This window comes from Streptomyces litchfieldiae (assembly GCF_031845365.1).
GTDB classification, from domain to species: domain Bacteria; phylum Actinomycetota; class Actinomycetes; order Streptomycetales; family Streptomycetaceae; genus Streptomyces; species Streptomyces litchfieldiae.
In genome coordinates this window covers 127393-149379 of sequence record NZ_JAVREL010000007.1, presented here as the reverse complement: position 1 = coordinate 149379, position 21987 = coordinate 127393, and the positions used below count along the sequence as shown (strand labels likewise).

13 protein-coding genes are annotated in these 21987 nt (G+C 75.3%); 3 read left to right on the top strand and 10 right to left on the bottom strand.

Annotation, left to right across the window (positions count from 1 at the left end):
* Positions 1–138: 138 nt before the first annotated feature.
* Positions 139–2634: a mannose-1-phosphate guanyltransferase gene (locus RM590_RS14555; protein ID WP_311704955.1), complete on the bottom strand. Its 2496-nt coding sequence runs from the start codon at positions 2632–2634 to the stop codon at positions 139–141.
* A gap of 135 nt (positions 2635–2769) precedes the next feature.
* Positions 2770–3378 carry a CDP-alcohol phosphatidyltransferase family protein gene (locus tag RM590_RS14550; RefSeq protein WP_311704954.1) on the bottom strand — a complete coding sequence of 203 codons (609 nt, stop codon included), beginning with the start codon at positions 3376–3378 and terminating at the stop codon, positions 2770–2772.
* Between the two features lie 179 nt (positions 3379–3557).
* On the opposite strand from RM590_RS14550, the gene ptsP reads away from it, so the two are divergent.
* On the top strand, positions 3558–5225 hold the full coding sequence (ptsP, locus tag RM590_RS14545) for a phosphoenolpyruvate--protein phosphotransferase (protein WP_311704953.1): 1668 nt from the start codon (positions 3558–3560) through the stop codon (positions 5223–5225).
* 20 nt (positions 5226–5245) lie between these two features.
* Here the strand turns inward: ptsP and RM590_RS14540 are convergent, their stop codons facing one another.
* On the bottom strand, positions 5246–6139 hold the full coding sequence (locus RM590_RS14540) for a hypothetical protein (protein ID WP_311704952.1): 894 nt from the start codon (positions 6137–6139) through the stop codon (positions 5246–5248).
* Between the two features lie 31 nt (positions 6140–6170).
* Entirely contained in the window at positions 6171–8216 is a 2046-nt protein-coding gene (locus tag RM590_RS14535; protein WP_311704951.1) for an acetoacetate--CoA ligase, read from the bottom strand.
* Positions 8217–8361: 145 nt separating this feature from the next.
* Here RM590_RS14535 and RM590_RS14530 point away from each other — a divergent pair, with 145 nt between their 5' ends.
* Positions 8362–9084 (top strand): M15 family metallopeptidase, encoded by a 723-nt coding sequence (locus RM590_RS14530; RefSeq protein ID WP_311704950.1) that lies wholly within the window; start codon positions 8362–8364, stop codon positions 9082–9084.
* Positions 9085–9247: 163 nt separating this feature from the next.
* On the opposite strand, the gene RM590_RS14525 is transcribed toward RM590_RS14530, so the two are convergent.
* Together RM590_RS14525 and RM590_RS14520 are read right to left on the bottom strand one after the other, a co-directional pair.
* Positions 9248–9703, bottom strand: a complete 456-nt coding sequence (locus tag RM590_RS14525; protein WP_311704949.1) for a roadblock/LC7 domain-containing protein — start codon at positions 9701–9703, stop codon at positions 9248–9250.
* A 90-nt stretch (positions 9704–9793) separates the two neighbouring features.
* The gene (locus RM590_RS14520) at positions 9794–12193 is read right to left on the bottom strand and encodes a sensor histidine kinase (RefSeq protein WP_311704948.1); all 2400 of its coding nucleotides are present in this window, start codon (positions 12191–12193) and stop codon (positions 9794–9796) included.
* Positions 12194–12451: 258 nt separating this feature from the next.
* On the opposite strand from RM590_RS14520, the gene RM590_RS14515 reads away from it, so the two are divergent.
* Positions 12452–12733, top strand: coding sequence for a hypothetical protein (locus RM590_RS14515; RefSeq protein WP_311704947.1), 282 nt, complete (start codon positions 12452–12454; stop codon positions 12731–12733).
* A gap of 31 nt (positions 12734–12764) precedes the next feature.
* Here the strand turns inward: RM590_RS14515 and RM590_RS14510 are convergent, their stop codons facing one another.
* The 4 genes from RM590_RS14510 to RM590_RS14495 form a co-directional block, all read right to left on the bottom strand.
* Positions 12765–17402 (bottom strand): hypothetical protein, encoded by a 4638-nt coding sequence (locus RM590_RS14510; protein ID WP_311704946.1) that lies wholly within the window; start codon positions 17400–17402, stop codon positions 12765–12767.
* A 33-nt stretch (positions 17403–17435) separates the two neighbouring features.
* Positions 17436–18308, bottom strand: a complete 873-nt coding sequence (locus RM590_RS14505) for a hypothetical protein (RefSeq protein WP_311704945.1) — start codon at positions 18306–18308, stop codon at positions 17436–17438.
* A complete protein-coding gene (locus RM590_RS14500; protein WP_394813863.1) occupies positions 18305–19822 on the bottom strand; it encodes a hypothetical protein in 1518 nt (505 codons plus the stop codon). Before RM590_RS14500 ends, RM590_RS14505 begins: the two co-directional genes overlap by 4 nt.
* Before the next feature lie 94 nt (positions 19823–19916).
* On the bottom strand, positions 19917–21986 hold the full coding sequence (locus tag RM590_RS14495; protein ID WP_311704943.1) for a SpoIIE family protein phosphatase: 2070 nt from the start codon (positions 21984–21986) through the stop codon (positions 19917–19919).
* Position 21987 lies beyond the last annotated feature (1 nt).

Here is a 21987-nt window from a genome sequence, read left to right as displayed (position 1 = left end):
AGGCGCCGGATCGCCCTCGTGCTGGGCGCACTTGAGTGATTCGGCAACGCAGCGAGGTGCCGTGCGCATGGGGGCACCTCCCAGGCCCCAGAGGGGCCTGGGGGAGTCGCGACGGGGCGAACCTTGGCTGACGGGGCACTATCGGTCGGCGCTGTCGACCACTCCCGACCAGTGGTCCAGCAGTTCCTGCGCCGCGGCGTCGTCGGGACCCTCGGCCCACAGGTGCGTGACGGCCTCGGCCGGGTCGGGCAGGACCAGGATCCACCGGCCGTCGGGCTCGACCACCCGCACGCCGTCGGTGGTGTCGATGGTGCGGTCGCCCGCCGCCTCGACGACGCGGCGCATCACCAGGCCCTTGATCGCCCAGGGGGTGGCGACGTCCCGGCGGAGCACATGGGCGCGCGGGATGCGGGCGTCGATCTGGCTGAGCGAGAGCTGGGTGCGCGCGACCAGGGCGATGAGCCGGGTGAAGGCCGCCGTGGCGTCGAAGACGGAGGAGAACTCCGGGACGATGAACGCCCCCTGGCCGTCGCCGCCGAAGACCGAGCTCTCCTTGTGGGCGACCCGGGTCAGGTCGTCGGGCGAGGTGGTCGTCCACTCGACCTGGGTGCCGTGGTAGGCGGCGACCTGCTCGGCGATCCGGGTGGTGGTGACGGGCAGGGCCACCCGGCCGCTGCGGCGCTCGGCCGCGATGAGGTCGAGCATGACCAGCAGGGCGCGCTGGTCCTCGATGATGCGGCCGCGCTCGTCGACCAGGGCGAGCCGCTCGCCGACCGGGTCGAAGCGGACGCCGAAGGCGGCGCGGGCGGAGGCGACGATCTCGCCGAGCCGGACCAGTCCGGCGCGCCGGGCCTCGGCGGTCTCGGTGGGCCTGGCCTCGTCCAGCCCCGGGTTGATGGTGAGGGCGTCGACGCCGAGGCGGCCGAGCAGGCTGGGCAGCACCAGGCCGGCGCTGCCGTTGGCGGCGTCGACCACGATCTTCAGCCCGGACTCGGCGACGCCGGTAATGTCGACGGCCCGGAGGACGGAACCGGTGTACGCGTCGAACACGCTCGCCGGGAACCGGAGATCGCCGATCTCGCCGGGGAAGGCGCGGCGGTACTCCTGGCGGGCGTAGACGCGGTCCAGCTTGCGCTGGCCGGCCTGGGAGAGGTCGGCGCCGCGCTCGTCGAAGAACATGATGTCGACGGAGTCGGGAACGCCCGGGGTGGTGCGGATCATGACACCGCCCGCGCTGCCGCGGGCGGTCTGCTGGCGGGCGACGGGCAGGGGGACGTTCTCCAGGTCGCGCACGTCGATCGCGCTGGCCTGGAGAGCTGAGATGACCGCGCGCTTCAGGGCGCGGGCGCCCCGGGAGTGGTCGCGGGCCGTGGTGACGGTGGAGCCCTTCTTCAGGGTGGTGGCGTAGGCGCTGGCGAGGCGGACCGCGAGCTCGGGCGTGATCTCGACGTTGAGGATGCCGGAGACGCCGCGGGCGCCGAACAGGTTGGCCTGGCCGCGGGCCTCCCAGATGACCGACGTGTTGACGAAGGCGCCGGCCTCGACGGTCTTGAACGGGTAGACGCGGACGTTGCCCTGGACGATGGATTCCTCGCCGACGAGGCATTCGTCGCCGATGACGGCGCCGTCCTCGATGCGCGCGGCGCGCATGACGTCCGTGTTCTTGCCGACGACGCAGCCGCGCAGATTGGTCTGGGGGCCGATGTATACGTTGTCGTGGACAACGGCCTTGTGCAGGAACGCGTCGGACTTCACCACGACGTTGGAGCCGATGACCGTGTGCTCGCGGATCTCCGCGCCGGCCTCGATCTTGGCGTAGTCGCCGATGTAGAGCGGGCCGCGGAGCTTGGCGTCGGGGTGGACCTCGGCGCCCTCGGCGATCCATACGCCGGGCGAGATCTCGAATCCGTCGATCTCGACGTCGACTTTTCCTTCGAGCACGTCGGCCTGTGCCTTGACGTAGCTCTCGTGCGTGCCGACGTCCTCCCAGTAACCCTCGGCCACATATCCGAAGACCGGCTTGCCCTCCTTCATCAGGCGGGGGAACACATCTCCGGACCAGTCCACGGGGATATCCGGTTCGACGTAGTCGAACACCTCCGGTTCCATCACGTAGATACCGGTGTTGACGGTGTCGGAGAACACCTGTCCCCAGGTGGGCTTCTCCAGGAAGCGGTCGACGCGGCCGTCCTCGTCGACGATGGTGATGCCGAACTCCAGCGGGTTGGGGACGCGGGTCAGGCAGACGGTGACCAGGGCACCGCGTTCCCGGTGGTAGCGGATGAGTTCGGTGAGGTCGAAGTCGGTGAGCGCGTCCCCCGAGATCACCAGAAACGAGTCGTTCTTGAGCGCATCCTCGGCGTTCTTCACACTTCCGGCCGTGCCCAGTGGCTTCTCTTCGTGGGCATAGGTGAGATCCATCCCGAGTTCCTCACCGTCACCGAAATAGTTTTTGACGAGTGAGGCGAGGAATTGCACCGTGACCACGGTCTCGGTGAGCCCGTGCCGCTTCAGCAGCCGGAGCACGTGCTCCATGATCGGGCGATTCGCCACGGGCAGCAGGGGCTTGGGCATGCTCGCGGTCATTGGGCGAAGCCGGGTGCCTTCGCCACCAGCCATTACAACGGCCTTCATATCGGAAGTGTCCTCCTTGGGGAGTCGACAGTCACTCCGACTGCGCCCGTCTGGAGGGGCCCGGGCCCGGGGTGGCTCCCCGGAATACTGCGGCACGTGCGGGCGCCAGGCCCCTGCGACACTGCCAGGGCGAGCTCAGTCGGCCGTGGCATCCGCCTTGAGGAGATGGCGGACCTGGACCACGTAGAGGATCCCTGCCCACCAGTAGAGCGCTGTACCCCAGCCGGCGAACGCCCATCCGAAAATAGCAGCGAGTGAAGCGAGCCAGCCAGTTCCGTCGCTGAGCAGCAGCAACGGGAAGGCGTACATCAGGTTGAATGTGGCCGCCTTTCCGAGGAAGTTCACCTGCGGCGGCGCGTAACCGGCCCGGTCCAGGCGCCAGACCATGAACAGCAGCATCAGTTCACGGGCGAGGAGGAGTGCGGTCAGCCACAGCGGCAGGATCTCGCGCCACGTCAGGCCGACGAGGGTGGAGAGGATGTAGAGGCGGTCGGCGGCCGGGTCCAGCACGCGGCCGAGGGCGCTGATCTGGTTCCACCGGCGGGCGAGCTTGCCGTCCAGGTAGTCGCTGACGCCACTGAGGGCGAGCACCAGCAGCGCCCAGCCGTCCAGGTCGGGGCCGTCGAAGACCGGGGACAGGACCAGCCACAGGAACACCGGCACGCCCACCAGCCGGGCCATGCTGAGGATGTTGGGAATGGTGAGGACCCGGTCCGTCTGAACGCGAGTCTCCTGGACCTCCACCCGGACGCCCTCCTGTTGAGCTGTGATGTGACCTGCGACCCCGTGCCGGCGCTGCGCGGTCCGACCTTACCGGCCGGCTCCGGCCGGGGCGCCGGGTGGGCCGCCCGGAGGTGAGATCGGGCATGACCTACCCTTTCAGGTGGTTTGCCGCCCGAACGCGGCGGCACGAGGCGGGTGACATGGAGACCAGACTGCAAGGCGTCGGCGTCAGTCACGGAGTGGCGATCGGTGAGGTCCGGCACATGGGCACGGCGGTCCTGGAACCGCCGGCCGGACAGATCTCCCCGGAGGAGGCGCCCCGGGAGGTGGGCCGGGCCCGGCAGGCCGCGGAGGCGGTGGCCGCCGATCTCGTCGCGCGCGGCACGCTGGCCGGCGGCGAGGCCCAGGCGGTGCTGGAGGCCCAGTCCCTGATGGCCCTGGACCCGGAGCTGCTGGCCGATGTGGAGCGCCGGATCGGCGTGGGCGCGACGGCAGCGCGGGCGGTGTTCGACGCGTTCGCCGCGTACCGGGCGTTGCTGGCGGGCGCCGGGGAGTATCTGGCCGGCCGGGTGGCCGACCTGGACGACGTGCGCAACCGGATCGTGGCGCGCCTGCTGGGCGTGCCCATCCCGGGCGTGCCCGACAGCGACGAGCCGTATGTCCTGATCGCCCGTGACCTGGCTCCGGCGGACACGGCGCTGCTCGACCCCTCGCTGGTGCTGGGCTTCATCACCGAGGAGGGCGGGCCGACCAGCCACAGCGCGATCCTGGCGCGGGCGCTGGGTGTGCCCGCGGTGGTGGCGCTGGCCGGCGCCGGCCAGATCGCCGAGGGCATGGTCGTCGCGGTGGACGGCAGCACCGGCGAGATCCTGGTGAACCCGACCGGTGAGGAGCGTGCCGCGCTGGCGCGGGCCTCCGCGGAGCGCCGGGCGGCGCTCGCGGACACGACCGGGCCCGGCGCGACCTCCGACGGGCACAAGGTGCCGCTGCTGGCGAACGTCGGCGGTCCGGCCGACGTGCCCGCCGCGGTGGAGGCGGGGGCCGAGGGCGTGGGCCTGTTCCGCACGGAGTTCCTGTTCATCGACGGCGAGCGGGCCCCCTCGGAGGACGAGCAGACCGCGGCCTACCGGCAGGTGCTGGAGGCGTTCCCCGAGGGGCGGGTCGTGGTGCGCGTGCTGGACGCGGGCGCCGACAAGCCGCTGCCGTTCCTCACGGCGGACGACGAGCCCAACCCGGCGCTGGGCGTGCGCGGGCTGCGGGCCCTGCTGGCCCATCCGGACGTGCTGGACACGCAGTTGCGCGCGCTGGCCCGGGCCGCCGAAGGGCTGCCGGTCTATCTGGAGGTGATGGCGCCCATGGTGGCCGACCGCGCCGACGCCAAGGCGTTCGCCGAGGCGTGCCGGGCGGCCGGGCTGCACGCGAAGTACGGCGCGATGGTGGAAATTCCCTCCGCCGCGCTGCGGGCGCGGGCGGTGCTGCAGGAGGTGGAGTTCCTCTCGCTGGGCACCAACGACCTGGCGCAGTACACCTTCGCGGCCGACCGGCAGGTCGGGGCCGTCGCCCGGCTCCAGGACCCGTGGCAGCCCGCGCTGCTCGACCTGGTCGCGCTGGCCGCCGAGGCGGCCAAGGCGGAGGGCAAGAGCTGCGGGGTGTGCGGCGAGGCGGCGGCCGACCCGCTGCTGGCCTGTGTGCTGACGGGGCTGGGCGTCACCAGCCTCTCCATGGGCCCGTCGGCCATCCCGTACGTCCGGGCCACGCTGGCCAAGCACACGCTGGCGCAGTGCGAACGGGCGGCGGCCGCCGCGCGCGCCGCGGACAACGCGGCGGACGCCCGCACGGCCGCGCAGGCGGTGCTGTCCGGCGAGTGAGGCCGCGGGTGCCCGGCGCCTCACGGCTCCGGGCAGCCGGCGGGCGGCAGGTCGTCGGCGGCGCGGTAGGCGACGCCGTGCTCGGGCGGCACCGGCTCCCCGGTGCGGACGTCCGTGCAGTACGCCGAGAACACCTCGGCCTCGCTCAGCCCGCGCAGCCGGCCCAACTGGAGGCTCCAGCCGCGCACCTCCTCCCCCTGGCCCTGGCCGGGCGAGCCGGAGCGCAGCACGAGCCCGCCCGGGTCGCCGGTGGCCAGGCCGACGGCGAGCAGCGTGCACAGCACCATCGCCTCCGGCTCGGCCATGTCCAGCGAGCCGTCTGGGCCGCGGCCCGCGTGCAGGGCGGCGGTGAGCGGCCCCGTCTCGGCGATCAGACTGCACACCAGGTGATGGACGCCCGGCCGGGTCCCCTCCAGGACGCGGGCCAGCAGGGCGGCGGCCCGCTGGAAGGCGCAACGCGCCTGCGGCGCCCCGCAGTCGGCACAGGAGCCGGCCGCGGCCAGCAGGTCGGTGCCCGCCTCCCAGGTCTCCCAGCGCAACTGCTCGGCGAGCAGGTCGGGCACGAGCCGGGCCAGCGGCTGGCCCTCGTAGGGCACGGTGGCGCCCCGGGCGGCGATCTCCGCGGTGTACCGGGCGCGGCTGGCCGGGCTGTCCGGATGCAGCCCCTCGCGCTCGCAGAACTCCGCGAACCCGACCGGGTCGAACAGGGCCACGCTGGTGTGCCCGTGCCGGCCGGCCAGCGCGCGCAGCAGCCCCTCGGTCTGCCGCAGATAGCTGGGATGGTCGGTGAACCGGAACGTGGCGTACCGGCGCATCAGCGCGAAGCCGCCAGCGTCCGCGATGACCGCGACCGTGCCGGCCGACTCCCGCAGCGGCGCCGCGCCGCGCCCGGCGCGCCGTGTGGTGTGTGCCATGACTCCCCCTCAACGGATCGGAAGCTTCTGGTTACTCACCGTAGTCGGCGGCACTGACAACGGCCCGTTCGCCGGCCAGCCGCTGGAAGAACCGCAGCAGTTCGGGGTTGTCCACGGAGCCCGGGTTCACCGCGCTCTCCAGCGCCGCGCCCTGGAGCAGGCGCTTGACCGGCACCTCCAGCCGTTTGCCGGTCAGGGTGTGCGGCACCCCGGGGATCTCGATGATCTCGTCCGGGAGATGGCGCGGGGACAGCGCCGACCGGATCGCGGCGCGGACGCGTTCCCGCAGGCCGTCGTCGAGCACCGCGCCCTCGGCGAGCCGGACGAACAGCGGCATCCAGTAGCCGCCGTCCGGCCGTTCGACGCCGATGACCAGGGACTCGTGGATCTCCGGCAGCCGTTCCACGGCCTCGTAGATGTCGGCCGAACCCATGCGCACGCCCTGCCTGTTGAGCGTGGAGTCCGACCGACCGTGAATGACGACCGTGCCGCGGGAGGTGAGCGTCGTCCAGTCGCCGTGCCGCCACACGCCGGGGAACATCGCGAAGTAGCTCTCACGGTAACGGGACCCGTCGGGGTCGTTCCAGAAGCCGATCGGCATCGACGGCATGGGGGTGGTGACGACCAGCTCGCCGACCTCGTCCACCAGCGGCCGGCCGTCCGGCCCGAACGCGCGCAGGTCGGTGCCCAGACAGGGCGCCTGGAGTTCGCCGGTGTGGACGGGCAGGGTCGGCACGGCGCCCGCGAAGCAACTGCACACGTCCGTGCCGCCGCTGACCGAGGCGATCCACAGGTCGGCGCCGACCTCGTCGCGCAGCCAGCGGAAGCCGTCGGGCGGCAGCGGCGAGCCGGTGGTGGCGACGCAGCGGGTGGCGGACAGGTCGAAGTCCCGGCCGGGGTGGACGTCCGCCTTGCCGCAGGCCAGCACATAGGCGGCGGAGGTCCCGAAGAGGGTGGCCCGGGTGCGTTCGGCGACGCGCCACTGGGCGGCCGCGTCCGGATGGCCGGGGCTGCCGTCGTAGAGAACCGCGGTGGTGCCGGTCAGCAGGGCGGAGACCAGGAAGTTCCACATCATCCAGCCGGTGGAGGTGTACCAGAACAGCCGGTCGCCGGCGCCCAGGTCGCAGTGCAGCCCGAGCTGTTTGAGGTGCTCCAGCAGGATCCCGCCCTGGGACTGCACGATCGCCTTGGGCAGGCCCGTGGTGCCCGAGGAGTACAGCACCCACAGCGGGTGGTCGAAGGGCACGGGCGTGAACTCCGGCTCGGTGTCCGAGCCGGTCAGCTCGTCCCACGCCAGGGCTCCCTCCGGCGGCGGCGTGCCCAGCAGCGGCACATGGACGACGGCGCGCAGCGTGGGCAGGCCCCGGCGCAGCTCGGCGACGGTCTCGGTGCGGTCGTGGACCCGGCCGCCATAACGGTAGCCGTCGACGGCGAACAGCACGACGGGCTCGACCTGTTGGAAGCGGTCCAGCACGCTGCGGGCGCCGAAGTCGGGCGCGCACGACGTCCACACGGCGCCCACCGCGGCGGTGGCCAGCAGGGCCACGACGGCCTCGGGGACATTCGGCAGATAGCCGCCGACCCGGTCGCCCGCGCGCACGCCGAGGCCGCGCAGGGCGGCGGCCAGCGACCCGGTCCGGCGGCGCAGTTCGGCAAAGCTCACCGGCTCGGGCTCGTGGCGCTCGTCGACGCGGAGCAGCGCGGGCTCCCCGGCGCGCAGCGAGCCGGGCGCGCCCTCGCGCAGGGCGTGCTCCGCGTAGTTGAGCGTGGCGCCGGGGAACCACTGGGCCCCCGGCATGGTCGCGTTGGCGAGCACCGTCCGGGGCGGCGTGGTGAACCGGACGTCGAACCAGTCGGCCACCGCCCCCCAGAAGGCGCCCAGCTCCGTGACGGACCAGCGGTGCAGGGCCGCGTAGTCGGCCGCCGGGTCGGCGCCGCCGGGCGCGGGGGCGCCGTGGCCGGCGGCCGCGAACGCGTGGAAGCGGGTGAGCCGGGCGGCGGCGACGCGTTCGGCGTTGGGCCGCCAGAGCGGTTCCGGCTGTTCGGGCGGTGGCGGTGCGTCGGGCGAGGCGGTCATGGCGGCTCCCGGATGGTACGCGTGGCACGGCTGGGCAGGACGATGCCAGGTGACCGGCGCGGATACCAGGGCGGAATCACTCGAAGGCGGGAAACCGGGCGGCCCCCGCTGTCCCCGGTGCGGCGCTGCTGGTAGGTGTGGAGGCGTGCGCCGCTCGACCGCCGCTCTCGCGCTGGCCGCGCTGCTGGCCGGGGTCGCCGGTTCGGCGGCGCCGGTGGCGGCCGGGCCGCGGGCACCGGACGGGTTCGTGGCGCTGGCCGAGGTGGCTCCCGGGATCCGGCAGGACATGCGGTACGCGTCCGGGGACAACTTCACCGGCGAGGTCGTCGACGGCTACGACGAGGCGGTGTGCCTGCTGACCGGCGAGGCGGCGCGGGCGCTGCGGCGCGCGCACCAGTCGCTCGCCGGGCGCGGCCTGGGGCTGCTGGTGTACGACTGCTACCGGCCGCGGCGGGCCGTCGAGCACTTCCTCCGCTGGGCGGCCGGCCCGGAGGAGGACGACAGCCGGGAGGAGTTCCACCCTCGCGTGCCCAAGGACCGCCTCTTCGACGAGGGTTATCTCGCCGCCCGCTCCGGGCACAGCCGGGGCAGCACGGTGGATGTCACGCTGGTGCGCCGAGGGTCGGGCGAACCGGTGGACATGGGCACCGAGTTCGACTTCTTCGATCCGCGCTCGCACACCTCGTCGGCCGAGGTCGGGGAGCGGCCGCGGGCGGCGCGCGAGCTGCTCCGCGCGGCGCTCACGGCGGAGGGCTTCGAGCCGGTGGACACCGAGTGGTGGCACTTCACCCTCGGCGGCGAGCCGTTTCCCGACACCTACTTCGACTTTCCGGTGACCCGGGAGTCGCTGGCGGACCGGCACGGGTGACGGCGGCGGTCCGGAGCCACCCCCGTCGGTCCCGGCCCGCCGCCGTCATCGCATTCGACGCCGGATCCTGGGCGGCGGTTCACCGCCCGGCGATGTTGTCACCCGTTCGCGACATCCGCGCAGCGGACCGGAGATGATACCCACGGGTAACGAAACGCGCAGCTCAGACGGGTCCCCCGGGCACCGTGCGCGGGGCGGTGGCCAGTTGGGGGCCGACGCGCTTGACGAGCAGTGCCATCTCGTAGGCGACCAGGCCGATGTCGGCGTCTGACTCGGCGAACACCGCCAGCGCGCTGCCCGAACCGGCGGCGGTCACCAGGAGGAACGCGTCGTCCAGCTCTACCAGTGTCTGGCGGGCGGCGCCGGTCTGGAAGTGCCGGCCCACGCCCTTGGCCAGGCTGTGGAACCCCGAGGCGACGGCGGCCAGTTGCTCGCCGTCCTCCCGGCTCAAAGAGCGCGATGCCCCGCGCGGCAGGCCGTCGGCGGCCAGCACGAGGGCGTGGCGGACGCTGGCCACACGTTCCACCAGCTCGTCGAGGAGTCTGCCGATCTGCCTGCTCTCGTGGGCGGTGCCGTGGTGCGGTGTGCCGCCGTGAGCCGCGGCCTCCGGTGCGGTCATCGGTCCTGCCTTACGGTGATCTGTCTGGACTGACTGCTCTGGCTGATCTGGGGCTGCTCTGTGCGCTGGGTGGGACGGACTCGGTGCGGGCTACGGTCCGGTGCCCGGCGGAAGCTGGTCCCGGCGGGTGTCGGTCTGCTGCCGCCCCATCCGCCAGCCGCGCTGGAGCGAGGCCATGCGGGCCCGGACCTCGTCGGCGTCCAGGTCGGGAACGGCCTCGGCGTCGGTGTCGGGGTGGCCGCCGGCCCGCCCCGCCTCGGCGCCGCCGGGCGCGGACTGCCGCACCCTGCGCGGGAGTCCGACGCCGGTCGTGCCCTCCGGGGACTCGTCGCGCCGCGCGGCGGCCCGGGGCGTCTCGTGGGTGCCGGGCGGGTGGCCCACCGTGCGGCCGTGATCGGTGACCAGGACGGGGGCGGGCCGGCGCTGCGGCAGCCGGGGAACCGGGGCGGGGTCCTCCGGGTCCGGGGCCGCGGCGTGCTCCACGCCGGGCCCGGGCAGCCGCTCGGCGTGGGCGTCGTGGTCGCCGCCGCGGTCGCCGGCCGCGCCGATGGGCGCCTCCAGCTCGACGGGGCCGTCCACCGGGCCGTTGAGCAGGGGGGGCCGGGCCGGCGAGCGGGGCAGCGGGTCGCGCTGGCCGGGCTCCTCGCGGGTCTCGGTGAGCAGTTCGCCGGGGATCAGGGTGACCGCGGTGGTGCCGCCGTAGGGCGATTCGCGCAGCGAGACCCGGATGCCGTGGCGGTCGGCGAGCCGGGAGACGACGAAGTGGCCGATGCGGTCGGTGTCCGACAGCTCGAACTCCGGGGTCTCCGCGAGCCGTTGGTTGGCCTCGCGCAGCGCCTCGGCGGTCATGCCGAGCCCGCGGTCGTGGATTTCGAGGGTGAAGCCGTGCGGAACGCGCTCGCCGGACACCTGGACGGCGGTGTGCGGGGGCGAGAACACGGTGGCGTTCTCCAGCAGTTCGGCTATGAGGTGGGTGAGGTCGGCGACCGCGCCGCCGGTGACGGCGAACGGCGGGAGCCGGCGGATCTCGATGCGCTCGTAGTCCTCGACCTCGGCGACGGCGGCCCGGACCACGTCCATGAGCTGCTCGGGCTTGCGCCACTGGCGGGCCGGGGCGGCGCCGGAGAGGATGACCAGCCCCTCCGCGTGCCGCCGCATGCGCGTGGTGAGGTGGTCGAGCCGGATGAGGTCGGCGAGGTCGTCGGCGTTGACGCTGCGGCGCTGGAGGGCGTCCAGCAGGTTGAGCTGGCGGTGCAGCAGCACCTGGCTGCGGCGGGCGAGGTTGACGAAGACCTCGGAAACGCCGCGACGGGTCTCGGAGCGTTCCACGGCGGCGGAAACGGCCTCGCGTTGCAGCGTGTTGAGCGCGCGGCCCACCTGGCCCACCTCGTCGGGCGGGTACTCCAGCCGGGGCGCCTCGGTCTCCACGTCCACGTGCTCGCCGGCGGCCAGCCGCCGCATCACCCCGGGCAGGCGCAGCTCGGCGGCGTCCTTCGCCTCCCGGGAGAGCGCGCGCAGTTCGCGGTCCAGCCCGCGGCCGAAGCGCAGGGCGACGAACGCCGAGACGGCCACGGCCAGCAGGCCCAGGACGGCCACCAGAGTGGTGCGGAACACGGCGTCCGAGGAGTCGGGGCCGACCGCCGCCCGGTAGTCGGCGTCCACGCCGGCGGCGAGCCGGCCGAGCTCGTCGAGGGCGTCGGAGCCGGTCTGCTCCCACTGGTCGGCCCGGACCACCGTGGTGCGGCCCTCCAGCAGGCTCTGCTCCATGTCGGCCAGGAGGCGGCCGGTGCCGCTCTCCCAGAAGCTCTCGTGGGCCTGGCGGTGCTCGACGGGCAGATCGGGCAGGTAGAGGTCGTACGCGAGGTCGCGCCGTTCCAACAGGTCGGCGAGGGCCGCCAGTTCGTTGTCGGTGGTGCCGCCGGCCGCCAGGGCGGCGGCCACCAGGGCGTCCTCCTGGGAGAGGAACTCCCGGGCCAGGGCCAGCCCGACGGCGGCCCGGCCCTGCCGGTCCAGGTCCGCGTCGGTGGCGGGCGGGAGGGCGGACAGGAAGCGCAGGGCCGGCTCGGTCAGCCGGCTGTACTCCTCCAGCGCGCCGCTGCCGTGGATGGTGGAACTGTCGACCTGGTCGCGGAGCTGTTCGAGGCCGTCGAGCGCGGACAGCAGGGTGTCGAGCCGGCTACCCGCCCCGTCGCCCAGGGCGCCCCGGTCGTCCGCGGCGCGCTCCCCGAGTTGGGCCACCGCGCGGTCGGTGACCTCCTGGGCCTCCTCCAACTCGCTGAGCTCATCGGCCCGTCGGGGGTCGGCGAGGTGGACCATCGTCTGGCGGCGTTCCCGCTGGACGGCGAGCACGGTGTCCAGCGTGGGCGTGGCCAGCGAGTCGGCGGCGGCGGTGGCGGCCCGCACGTCACGGGCGCCGGGCACGGTGATGAACGTCGCGCACGCCCAGACCGACACGAGTGACACCAGGGGCACCAGAACGAGCGCCCCCATCCTCCTTCGGACCGACGTGCCGCGAAAACGCATGCCCTCCCCTTGGATCTCCCGGCCGTCCCGCCTGTGCCCGGGACCGTCCGGCAGCGCGAGCCTACTACCGGACGGGGCGCCGGTCCGCCGACCGCCCGGCGTTTACCCGGAGTTGACTCGCGGAGCGCCTCATACTTGCCCGTCCTGACGCTGTGCGCAAGGCGTTCTACCATGTGTGTCGAGGACATATGCGCGCATCTCACCGTGCAGGGAGCGAAGGCAGGAGTGTACGCGAGACCCCGCATGCCGGATCCGGTGCGTGCCGCCGCGGTCCGCGCCGTCATCATCATCGCACTGACGCTCACTCAAGTTGTCGTGGTGTTGCTGTGCACACTGGCCGGCTCGTGGCTGGCCTTCCCGATGACGCTGTCCTCGGTGGCGAGCACATTCGTGGCCACCTGGGCGGTGCTGGACATCTGGATCACGCGGCAGGCCTGGCGGCAGCGCAACGGCGTGGTGTCCATGCCGAACAGCGCGGCCCGGCGGCGGGTGCTGCGGCGGCGGTGACCGGCACCTTTGACCGCCGCCTTGACCGATGTCAGGCGGAGTCCGCGGGCGCGGGCCGGCGGAAGACGCGGGTGGCCGTGATCTCGCCGTGCACGGGCTCGGCGGCCGGGTCCTGGCGGGGCAGTCCGGGGCGCAAGTGCTCCTCGACACTGATGTACTTCAGGCCCGCGCGCAGGTCCGCGTCGTTGCGCAGCCGGATCACCAGGGGGAACTCGGCCAGCGCCGTCGTGTCGAACAAGCCCGTGGTGTAGAGCAGTTGGACACCGAGGGCGTCGGCCACGGCGCGCTGGAGCTCCAGCAGGTAGGTGGCGTTGGCCCGGCCGATGGGGTTGTCCAGGAAGAGCGTGCCCGCGTGGCGGTGCCGGTCCCGGCCGCGGTCGTTGCCCCGGAGCGCGGCCATCGTGCAGTAGAGGGCGATGGCGGCAGTCAGCAACTGGCCGCCGGAGAAGACGTCGCCCATCTGTCCGACGGGGACGCGCTCGGCGCGCAGCACGGCGTCGGGCTTGAGGATCTCCACCCGCACGCCGCGCGGGCCGAGGGCGGCGTGCACGCCCCGCAGCAGGAGGGACATGCCGTCGCGGCGCAGGTCGGCGTTCTTCCGGACGGCGGCCCGGGTGGCCTCGTCGATGACCTCGCCCAGGCGCTCGGTGAGGGTCGCCTGGTCGGGGTCGTCGAAGCGGATCCGCAGGAACTCCTGGCCGGACCACTCGCCCAGGCCCTCGGGGAGCCGGGAGAGCCGCTGGGCGGAGCGGAGGGTGTCCAGGGAGGACTCCACCAGACCGCGCAGCCGGTCGATGATGCCGTCGCGATTCCGTTCGAGCTGGGCCAGCTCGTCGGTGAGAACGCGCAGTCGGGGCCCGAACGCCTCGGCCCAGGCGGCGGCGTGGCCGGCCAGGGCGGCGGCGGGCAGCTCCCTGATCTGCTGCCGTGCGGGGGTGCGGACCTGCTCGTAGCGGGTGGCGTTGGCGTGCCGGACCAGGCGGTCGGCGGCCTCGCGGACGGCGGCCTCGGCGGCGGCCAGCCCGGCGGCGCTCGACCGGAGGGCGCGGCGGGTGTCGGTCGCGGTCGCCCGCGCCTCGGCCAGGGTGCCCGGGTAGGGCTCAGGGGCGTCCGCGTCGCCGGGGCTCCCGGGGCCGTCCGGCTCGGCGGGCTCGTCGGGCGGCGCGTCGCGCAACAGGTCCCGCAGCAGGGCCGCGGTCTCCTCGAAGCCATCGGCCGCGTCCAGGGCGGCGCGGTGGTCGTGGCCCAGCTCCTCGTGTGCCTCGCGGGCGGCCCGCAGGGCGTCCTCGTGGGCGGCCAGCTCGGCGGTGGCGGTGCGCAGCAGCTCGCGGGCGCTGTCGGCGTCGGCCGGGATCCACTCGGGGGGCAGCTCGATATGGGTCTCGCCCTCGGCGGGGGCGAGACGCTCGGCCTCGCCGCGGAGGCGGCCGAGCCGCTCGCTGGCGGCCGAGGCGCGGGACTCCAGGAGCTGGACCAGGGATTCGGCGCGGGCCGCGGCGGCCTGCCGGGAGGGGCCGTCGGCGCCCTCGGGGCCGTCCAGGAGGCGGGCGGCGCGGGTACGGACCTTGTTGCTCAGGCGGTCGAGGGCGGTCAGGGCGGCGCTCTCGTCGCCCTCGGCGCGGGCCTGTTCGGCGCGGAGGTCGGCGCCGACGCCGACCTTCTCGTAGAGCTGCGAGGCCGAACGGTACGCCTCGCGCAACGCGGGCAGCGAGGGCGGCGCGCCGGTGGCCGGGGCCGGGTCGGCGGGCTCGTCGGGGGCGCCGGAGACCTCGGCCCGCTCGGCGCGCAGGGCGCGCGCGGTGCGGCGGGCGTCGTCGGCGGCGCGCTGGACGCTGCGGCGGTCCTCGTCGGCGGCGCGGGCGCGTTCCAGCAGCTCGGCGGCGCGGGCCTCGGCCTCGGCGGCGTCGGCGGCGAGCTGGGTGCAGCGGGACTGCCAGCGGGCGCGCTCGCGCAGCCGGAAGGCGAGGCCGGCCAGGGCGTCGGCGGAGCGGCGGGCGCGCTGGGCGGCCTCCTGCCGCTCGTCGCGGGCGCGGACGGCCTCGGCCGCGGTCTCCTCCGCCGCGGCGCGGACGGCGGCGGCCTCGGTGAGGCGGTCGGCGGCGGCGGCCTCGGCGGCCTCGGCCGCCGTCGCGGCGGCGGCCAGCTCGGCCAGCCGGCCGGCGGGGCAGCCGGCCCGCCAGGACGCCAGCCGGGCGGCGAGGCCGCGGTCGGCGGCGATGCCGGCGGCGAGGGCGCGGATGTCGCCGTCCCGGGCGGTGGCGCGCTCGCGCAGGGCGCGGCGTTCGGCGTCGGCGGCGCTCTCGTCGTGCATGGCCGGGTTGGGCGGCACGAGGAACACGCCGCTGTCCGGGCCGCCGGGCGGCGGGGTGGGCGCCAGCAGCGCGGCGGCGGTGCCGACGGCGACGGCGGAACGGGGCAGCAGGGCGGCGCCGGACAGCGCCTCGCGGGCGCGGGCGTGGCTGTCGGGGTCGGTGATGACGACGCCGTCGACGAGCTCGGGGCGGGCGGCCAGCACCGCGGCGTGGTCGGCGGGGTCGACGGCCTGGGCCAGGTAACGCCAGCCGGGGAGGGCGGGAATGCCGTGCTCGCCGAGGAACTCGACGGTGGCCAGCACGTCGGGGCCGGGCGGCAGGAGGCCGCCGTCGCCGAGGGCGGCGAGGATGCGGGAGTCGTCGGCCGCGGCGGTGCGCAGGTCGAACAGTTGCCGCTCGGCGGTGGTGACGCTCTCGTCGAGGAGTTCGGCGAGGGTGTCGGCGTTGCGGTCGAGGTCCTCGGCGGACAGCGGCGCCGGGTCCGCGTCCCCGGCGGCGGGCAGGCCGAGCAGGTGGGCCAGGCGCGGCTCGGCGGCCAGGGCAGTGGCGGTGCGGTGCTCGGCCGCGTGGGCGACGCGGGCCGCCTCGGCCGCGTCGGCGGCGCGGGCGGCGGCCAGCTCGGCGCGGGTGTGCTCCGCCGCGGCGAGCGCGGCGGCCTCGCCGGTGCGGGTCGCGGTCTCGCGGGCGCTCTCCCAGGCGGCCACCGCGGCCTGTTCGGCGTCGCTGGCGGCGAGCGCGGCGCGGGCGGGGTCGGCGAGCGCGGCGCCGTCCGGGGCGGCCGGCTCCAGCCAGCCGGCGCGCACCGCCTCGGCGGTCTCCTGCTCGACCTCGGCGAGCCGCTGGCGCAGGTGCTCGCTCTCGCTGCGGGCGCGCTGCGCCTCGGTGGCGGCGGCGGTGGCGTCGCGGTGCGCGTCCTCCGAGGCGGTCTGGAGCGCCGTGACGCGCTCCTCCAGCTCGGCGGCGGCGCGTTCGCTGTCGGCGGCGGCGGTGTGCAGGGCGCGCACCAGCGCGGCGGCGGCCCGGCCGCGGGCGGCCAGGGCAGGCGCGGCGTCGCGCTCGGCCTCGCGGATGGCGGCGGCGACCCGGGCCGAGCGGTCGGCGGCGGCGCGGTGGGCGAGCACGGTCTCGGCGGCCTGCCAGGCGGCGTGCAGGGTACGGGCCTCGGTGAGCTCGCGGCGCTGGGCGGCGGTGGCCCGCTCGGCGGCGGCGAGGGCCAACGAGGCGTGCCGGTAGGCCAGTTCGGCGGTGGTGCGGGAGGCGCGGGCGCGGACGGCCTCGGCCCCGGTGACCGTGGCGGCCGCCTCCCCCACGCGGTCGGCGAGCTCGGCGGCGCGGGCCCGCTCCCGGTCGCCGCGGGCGCCCAGGCGCGTGGCCAGGGCGCGGGTGCGGCGCTCGGCGGCGGTGTGCACGGCGCGGGCGGCGTCGCGCTCGGCGGCGGCCTCGGTGATGCGGGTGAGCAGGTCGAGGGAGCCGGCGGTGAAGTCCCGCTCGGCGGCGAGTTCGGCCCGCCGACCCAGCTTGTGGGTGAAGCCGTGCACGAGGTCGGCCAGGCCGTCGGTGTCCCGGGTGTCGGTGACGGCGCGGAGCAGCAGGTCGGTGAAGTCCGAGTCGTTCTTGACGGCGAACAGGCCGGCGGCCTCGCCCTCGTCGGCATTCATCTCGCGCTGGTAGCGGAAGAGTTCGGGGTCGAGGCCGAGGCGCCCGAGGTGGTCCACCCAGCGCTCGTGGACCTCCTCCCAGACGACGTCGAGGTTGGGGTAGGCGCGGCCGGTCTCGGTGAGGACGTCCCGGAAGCCCTTCATGGTGCGGCGGCGGCCCCGGGCGCCGGAGGTGCCGTCCTGGCCGGGGCCGGGGCGCAGCGCGGTGGACTCGGCGACGGGCAGGGAGTCCAGGCTCATGCCGGGGCCGGGCCGGAACGAGTACCACGCCTCGGCGAACTTACGGGGGTCGCTGGAGACCTGCCGGCCGCGCCACTCGCTGACCTTGCCGACGACGACCGTCTCGCCGGTGACGGTGTGCTGCCACTCCAGGGCGACGTGGCCGCAGTCGTCGGCGAGGAGGAACTTGCGCAGCACGCCGGAGCTGGCGCCGCCCAGGGTGTTGCGGTGGCCGGGGAGCATGACCGAGAAGATGAGCTTGAGCAGCACGGACTTGCCGCCGCCGTTCTCCAGGAAGAGCACCCCGGCGGGCGCCGGGCGGCGCGGCGGGCCGACGGGCTCGTCCTCGAAGAAGTCCGCCTGGGCGGGCGCCGGCCGGGGCACCGGGGCGCCGACGCCGCGCAGGTCGAGCACGGTGTCGGCGTACCGGGCGCCGGCCGGCCCGATGGAGTAGAGGCGGATCCGGGAGAGCTCGTACATGGCGGGTCTTCCGTGGACGGTGGCGGGTGTGGGTCAGTGGTCGTGGAACGGCAGGCCGGCGCCGTCCACCAGGTCGAGGGCGCCGTCCTCGTCGGGCGGCAGCAGAGTGGCACCGCCGTCGCCGACCGGGACGACGCCGAGGGCCAGCAGCTCGGACATGGCGGCACCGGCCGCCATGTCGCGCACCTGCAACTGGTAACGCGCGGTGGTGCGGTAGGTGCCGCCGGCCTCGTCGCCGGTGCGCTGGAGGAAGCCGGAGTCGGCGAGGAAGGCGACGGCCTTGCCGACGATGCCGAGGGTCGAACCGGCCAGCCGGCGGGCGTCCTTGGTGGCGCCGGTGGCGCTGCGCCGGGCGTAGACGCGCCAGGCCGCCTCCAGGCCGGGGGCCTCGGTGGCCGGGTCGGTGTTCTCGCCGTGCTCGGCGGCTCTCTCCGCGAGGCGGCGGCACGCCTGGCGGACGAACGCCTCGACGCCGTTGACCGTGATCCGGCCCAGGTAGCCGTCGTCGGCGAGGTCGGCCGGGCGGGGGAACGCAAGGGCGGCGACGGCGAGATGGGCCAGCCCGTGCAGGAAGCGGTCGGCGGGGTCGGCGGTGGCGCGGCGCGCGTACTCGCCCATGCGGACGGCGAACACGGAGTCCTCGCCGGCGGCCAGGGCCATGCCCGCGCGGGGGGAGACCTCCAGGACGACCAGGCCGAGGCCGGTGGCGACGGCGTCGGCGAGCCGGCCGAAGGCGGGCTCCTCCTGGTAGCGCCGCAGCAGCGCGGCGTACTCGGCGTCGCGGGCGGGCGCCAGCTTGGGCTGGAGGCCGAGGGAGACCAGCCGGGCGGCGTCGGCGGCGTCGGCCGGGGTCACCGCCGCGCTCGCGCGTTGCTCCTGGGCCGGCGGGTCGGCGAAGTCGGTCACGGCGCCTCCTCGTTGACGTCCCGGGCGGGGCCCAGCAGGGCGGTGCCGACGATGAGGTCGGCGCCGCCGAACTGGTCGTCGTCCAGCTCGGTGCCGTCGTCCACGGCGAACAGCAGCCGCGGCTCGCCCTGCCGGTGGGCGGTGCCCACCGGGGGGCTGGCGGCGTGCACGGCGAGCAGGGCGACGAGATGGGGCAGGTCGGGGTCGGCGCGGCGGGCGTCGGCGAGCAGGCCGGAGAGGCGGCGCGGGGCGTCCTCCGGGAGCTGGAGCAGCTCCAGGGCGGCGGCGACCTGCTCCTCGCTGAAGCGGCTGTCGTCGGGGGTGGCCACGAGGTCGGGCTCGGGCAGCTCGGCACCCAGGTGCTCGCGGGGCGGCGGCGGGGTGAGCAGCAGCTCGGCGAGGTCGGCCAGGCGCACCGCGGTCGGCGGGCGGGGGCCGGTGCCGCGGGCGAAGAACGCGTCGGTGACGCGGGTGGCGCGCTCGACGGGCAGCGGCAGCAGCGGGACCAGGAGCTGGCCGTAGAGGTCGGTACCGGCGCGGGCGGCGGCCGGCTGGAACGCCTGCCGGTCCTGCTCGGCGCGGAAGAGCGGGCCGGCCTCCAGCAGCCGGGTCTGGAGCTGGGTGTGCCGGCGGATGCAGTCCTTGACGATGTCGACCAACTCGGCGGCGCGCAGCTTGTGTCCGGTGTCGGTGGCCTCGTCGCGGGCGCGGCGGATGTTGGTGAGGATCGCGTTCTCGTGGCGGTAGCGGTCGGCGATGTGGTCCAGCGCCTCGCTGATCATGTCCGGGACGGCGTGCAGCCAGTCGACGGCGCGGACGTTGCGCCGGGTGGCCTCCAGGGTGCGGCGCAGGGTCTCGGCGTACTGGACGGTGCGATAGCGGGCCTGCTCGGCGGCGAGCTGGGCGTCGGCCAGCCGGCCGCGGCTGATGAGCACGTCGAGCTTGACCTCGGCGGCGATCTGGGCGCTGGTGACGTCGGTGTCGAGGGCGCCGACCAGGACGTTGACCGCCTCGTCGGTGGTGCGCAGGTACACCCCGCCGCCGGGGCCGGGGACCTCCTCGATGAGCTTGAAGTCGTAGTCCCGGCGGACGTAGGAGCCGTCGGGCCCGAACGTGCCGTAGACGGCGCGGAAGCCGCGGTCGACGCTGCCGACGTTGATCAGGCTGTCCAGCACCCAGCGGGCGACGCGCTCGTGCTCGGCGGCGGGGCGGCGCGGGGCCTGGGCGGCGACGCGGGGCAGCAGCCGGGCGACGACCTGCTCGTGGTCGGCGCCGGTGTCGAAGTCCATGCTGAGGGTGACCAGGTCGATGGCGGCCAGCGCGACCTCGGCCATGGCGTAAGTGCCGTACTCCCCCGCCAGGTTGGCCTTGCGGGAGTCGAGGTCGTGCAGCGGCGCGGTGCAGGCCAGCGCGCGCAGCCGCCGGGCGAGCCCCTCGTCGGCGGCGGGGCCGGGGGCGGGCCGGGCGGCGGCCGGAGAGCTGGTCGCCTGGGGTGGTGCGGTCACGGGGCACACCTTAGGACCTGGCACCGACAGCGCTCGATTCGGCACGGATGCGGCTGTTGTGCCACGGCCGGATCCGGCCACGCGGCGGGCGTTCGGAGCGGGGTCAGCGCGGTGCCCGGGCGCGGGGCGGCATGCGGGCCAGGAGGAGGGCGACGTCGTCCTCGGGCGTGGTCCTGCCCAGCCCGTGCAGCAGGGCGTCGCAGGTCTCCTCCAACGGCCGTGGCGGGCCCGCCAGGACGCGGAGCACGGCGTCGAGCCCGGCGTCGATCGGCGCCCCGCGTTCCTCCACCAGGCCGTCGGTGAACAGCGCGAGGGTGGAGCCCGCGGCCAGCCTGCGGCGTTCGGTGGTGAACGGCTGGCCGCCGACGCCCAGCGGCACGGCGCTGTCCAGTTCGAGGAGGTGGGCGGTGCCGTCGGGGCCGACGAGCGCCGGGGGCAGGTGGCCGGCGCTGGACAGTTCGCACCAGCCGTCGCGGGGATCGCACACGGCGTAGACGCAGGTGGCGATCGCGTCGCCGAGGAAGGTGGCGATGTCGTCGAGGTGGCCGAGGAGTTCGCCGGGCGGCAGGTCGAGCCGGGCCAGCGCGCGGATGGTGGAGCGCAACTGGCCCATGATGGCGGCGGCCCGGACGCCCTTGCCCATCACATCGCCGACGACCAGCCCGATCCGGCCGTCGGCGAGCCGCAGCACGTCAAACCAGTCGCCGCCGACCTCGTGCACGGCCGGCCGGTAGCGGCAGGCGATGTCCAGGCCGCCGTGGCCGCCGGTCAGCCGGGGCAGCAGGCTGTGCTGGAGGGTGAGGGCGATGGCGCGTTCGCGGCCGTAGAGGCGGGCGTTGTCCACGCTGACGGCGGCTCGCGCCGCCAGTTCGGTGGCGAGGGAGAGGTCCTGTTGGTCGAACGGGCGGGGGTTGCCGGCGCGCAGGAGGCCGAGGGTGCCCAGCACCTCGCCGCGGGCGACGAGCGGGACTGTGAGAGCGGAGTGGACTCCGATGTCCCGGAACACCGCGGCCGCCTCGTCGTCGCGGGCGAGGTCGCACAGCGCGGCGGCGTCGGCCCGGGGCAGCAGGACGGGGCGGGCCTGCCGGACGCAGCGGGTGAGGACGTGGTCGGGCCCGTGGGAGGTGGGCTCGCCGATGCGGTAGGCGGCGCGCCCGGCGTCGAAGCCGCCGCCGGCGATCACGGCGAGGGTGCGGAAGCGGGCGGCCCCGGCCGGGGGTGCGGCGGGCGCGCTCTCGCCGCCGAGCACCGGGTCGAGGATGTCGACGGCGGCGAGGTCGGCCAGGCGGGGGACGACGACCTCGGCCAGTTCGCGGGCGGTGCGCGGGAGGTCCAGGGTGGTGCCGACGCGGGTGCCGGAGTCGGCGATGACGGCGAGCCGTTCGCGGGCGGCGGCCACCTCGGCGTTCGCGCGCTGCCGTTCGGTGACGTCGATGGCCGAGGCGGCGACGCCGATGGTGCGGCCGGCGGGGTCGTCCACGCGGTAGTAGGAGACGGACCAGACGTGGTCGTGTCCGGGGTCGGCGGGGGTGCGGCCGGTGGTGCGGTGGTCGAGCAGCGGTTCGCCGGTGGCCATGACGTGCCGGATGGCGGACTCCACGTCGCGCACGTCGGTGTCGCCGAGGACTTCGCCGAAGCGGCGGCCGAGCAGCGCGTCGGCCGGGATCCCGTTGAGCCGTTCCAGAGCCGGGTTGACGCGCAGCCAGCGAAGCTCGGTGTCGAACAGGGCGAGGCCGATGGGCGATTGGTTGATGAGGCTGGCGGACATGGCGAGGTCGGTCTCCAGCCGGCGCACGGTGGTCGTGTCGGCGGCGTGCGCGAGGATGCGGGCGGCGCCGTCCGGGTCGGTCAGCCGTCGGCTGCGGATCTCCACCTGGAGCGTGGTGCCGTCCGCGCGCAGGGCGGGAAGCACGCCGGCCCAGGAGGGGCCGGCCCAGGTCCGCTCGAACCAGCCGCGCACGGCCCGGCGCAGCCGTGCGGGGACGAGCAGCGACTCCGCGGGCTCGCCCAGCACGCGGTCGGCGGGGTGGCCGAACAGCCGCTCGGCCTCCGGGCTCCACAGGACGACGTGCCCGGCGCCGTCGAGGACGAAGACCGCGAGCCGGACCTCGTCGAGCAGGCTGCCGGGTGCAGGTACGGCCACCGTCGCGGCGGTGGCGGATTCGGGCGGCACG

What these genes read in the sequence shown, in the direction of transcription:
- RM590_RS14555 (WP_311704955.1), bottom strand. Translation starts at nt 2,634, where the DNA reads ATGAAGGCCGTTGTAATGGCTGGTGGCGAAGGCACCCGGCTTCGCCCA.
- ptsP (WP_311704953.1), top strand. Translation starts at nt 3,558, where the DNA reads ATGGAGACCAGACTGCAAGGCGTCGGCGTCAGTCACGGAGTGGCGATC.
- RM590_RS14540 (WP_311704952.1), bottom strand. Translation starts at nt 6,139, where the DNA reads ATGGCACACACCACACGGCGCGCCGGGCGCGGCGCGGCGCCGCTGCGG.
- RM590_RS14535 (WP_311704951.1), bottom strand. Translation starts at nt 8,216, where the DNA reads ATGACCGCCTCGCCCGACGCACCGCCACCGCCCGAACAGCCGGAACCG.
- RM590_RS14525 (WP_311704949.1), bottom strand. Translation starts at nt 9,703, where the DNA reads ATGACCGCACCGGAGGCCGCGGCTCACGGCGGCACACCGCACCACGGC.
- RM590_RS14520 (WP_311704948.1), bottom strand. Translation starts at nt 12,193, where the DNA reads ATGGGGGCGCTCGTTCTGGTGCCCCTGGTGTCACTCGTGTCGGTCTGG.
- RM590_RS14510 (WP_311704946.1), bottom strand. Translation starts at nt 17,402, where the DNA reads ATGTACGAGCTCTCCCGGATCCGCCTCTACTCCATCGGGCCGGCCGGC.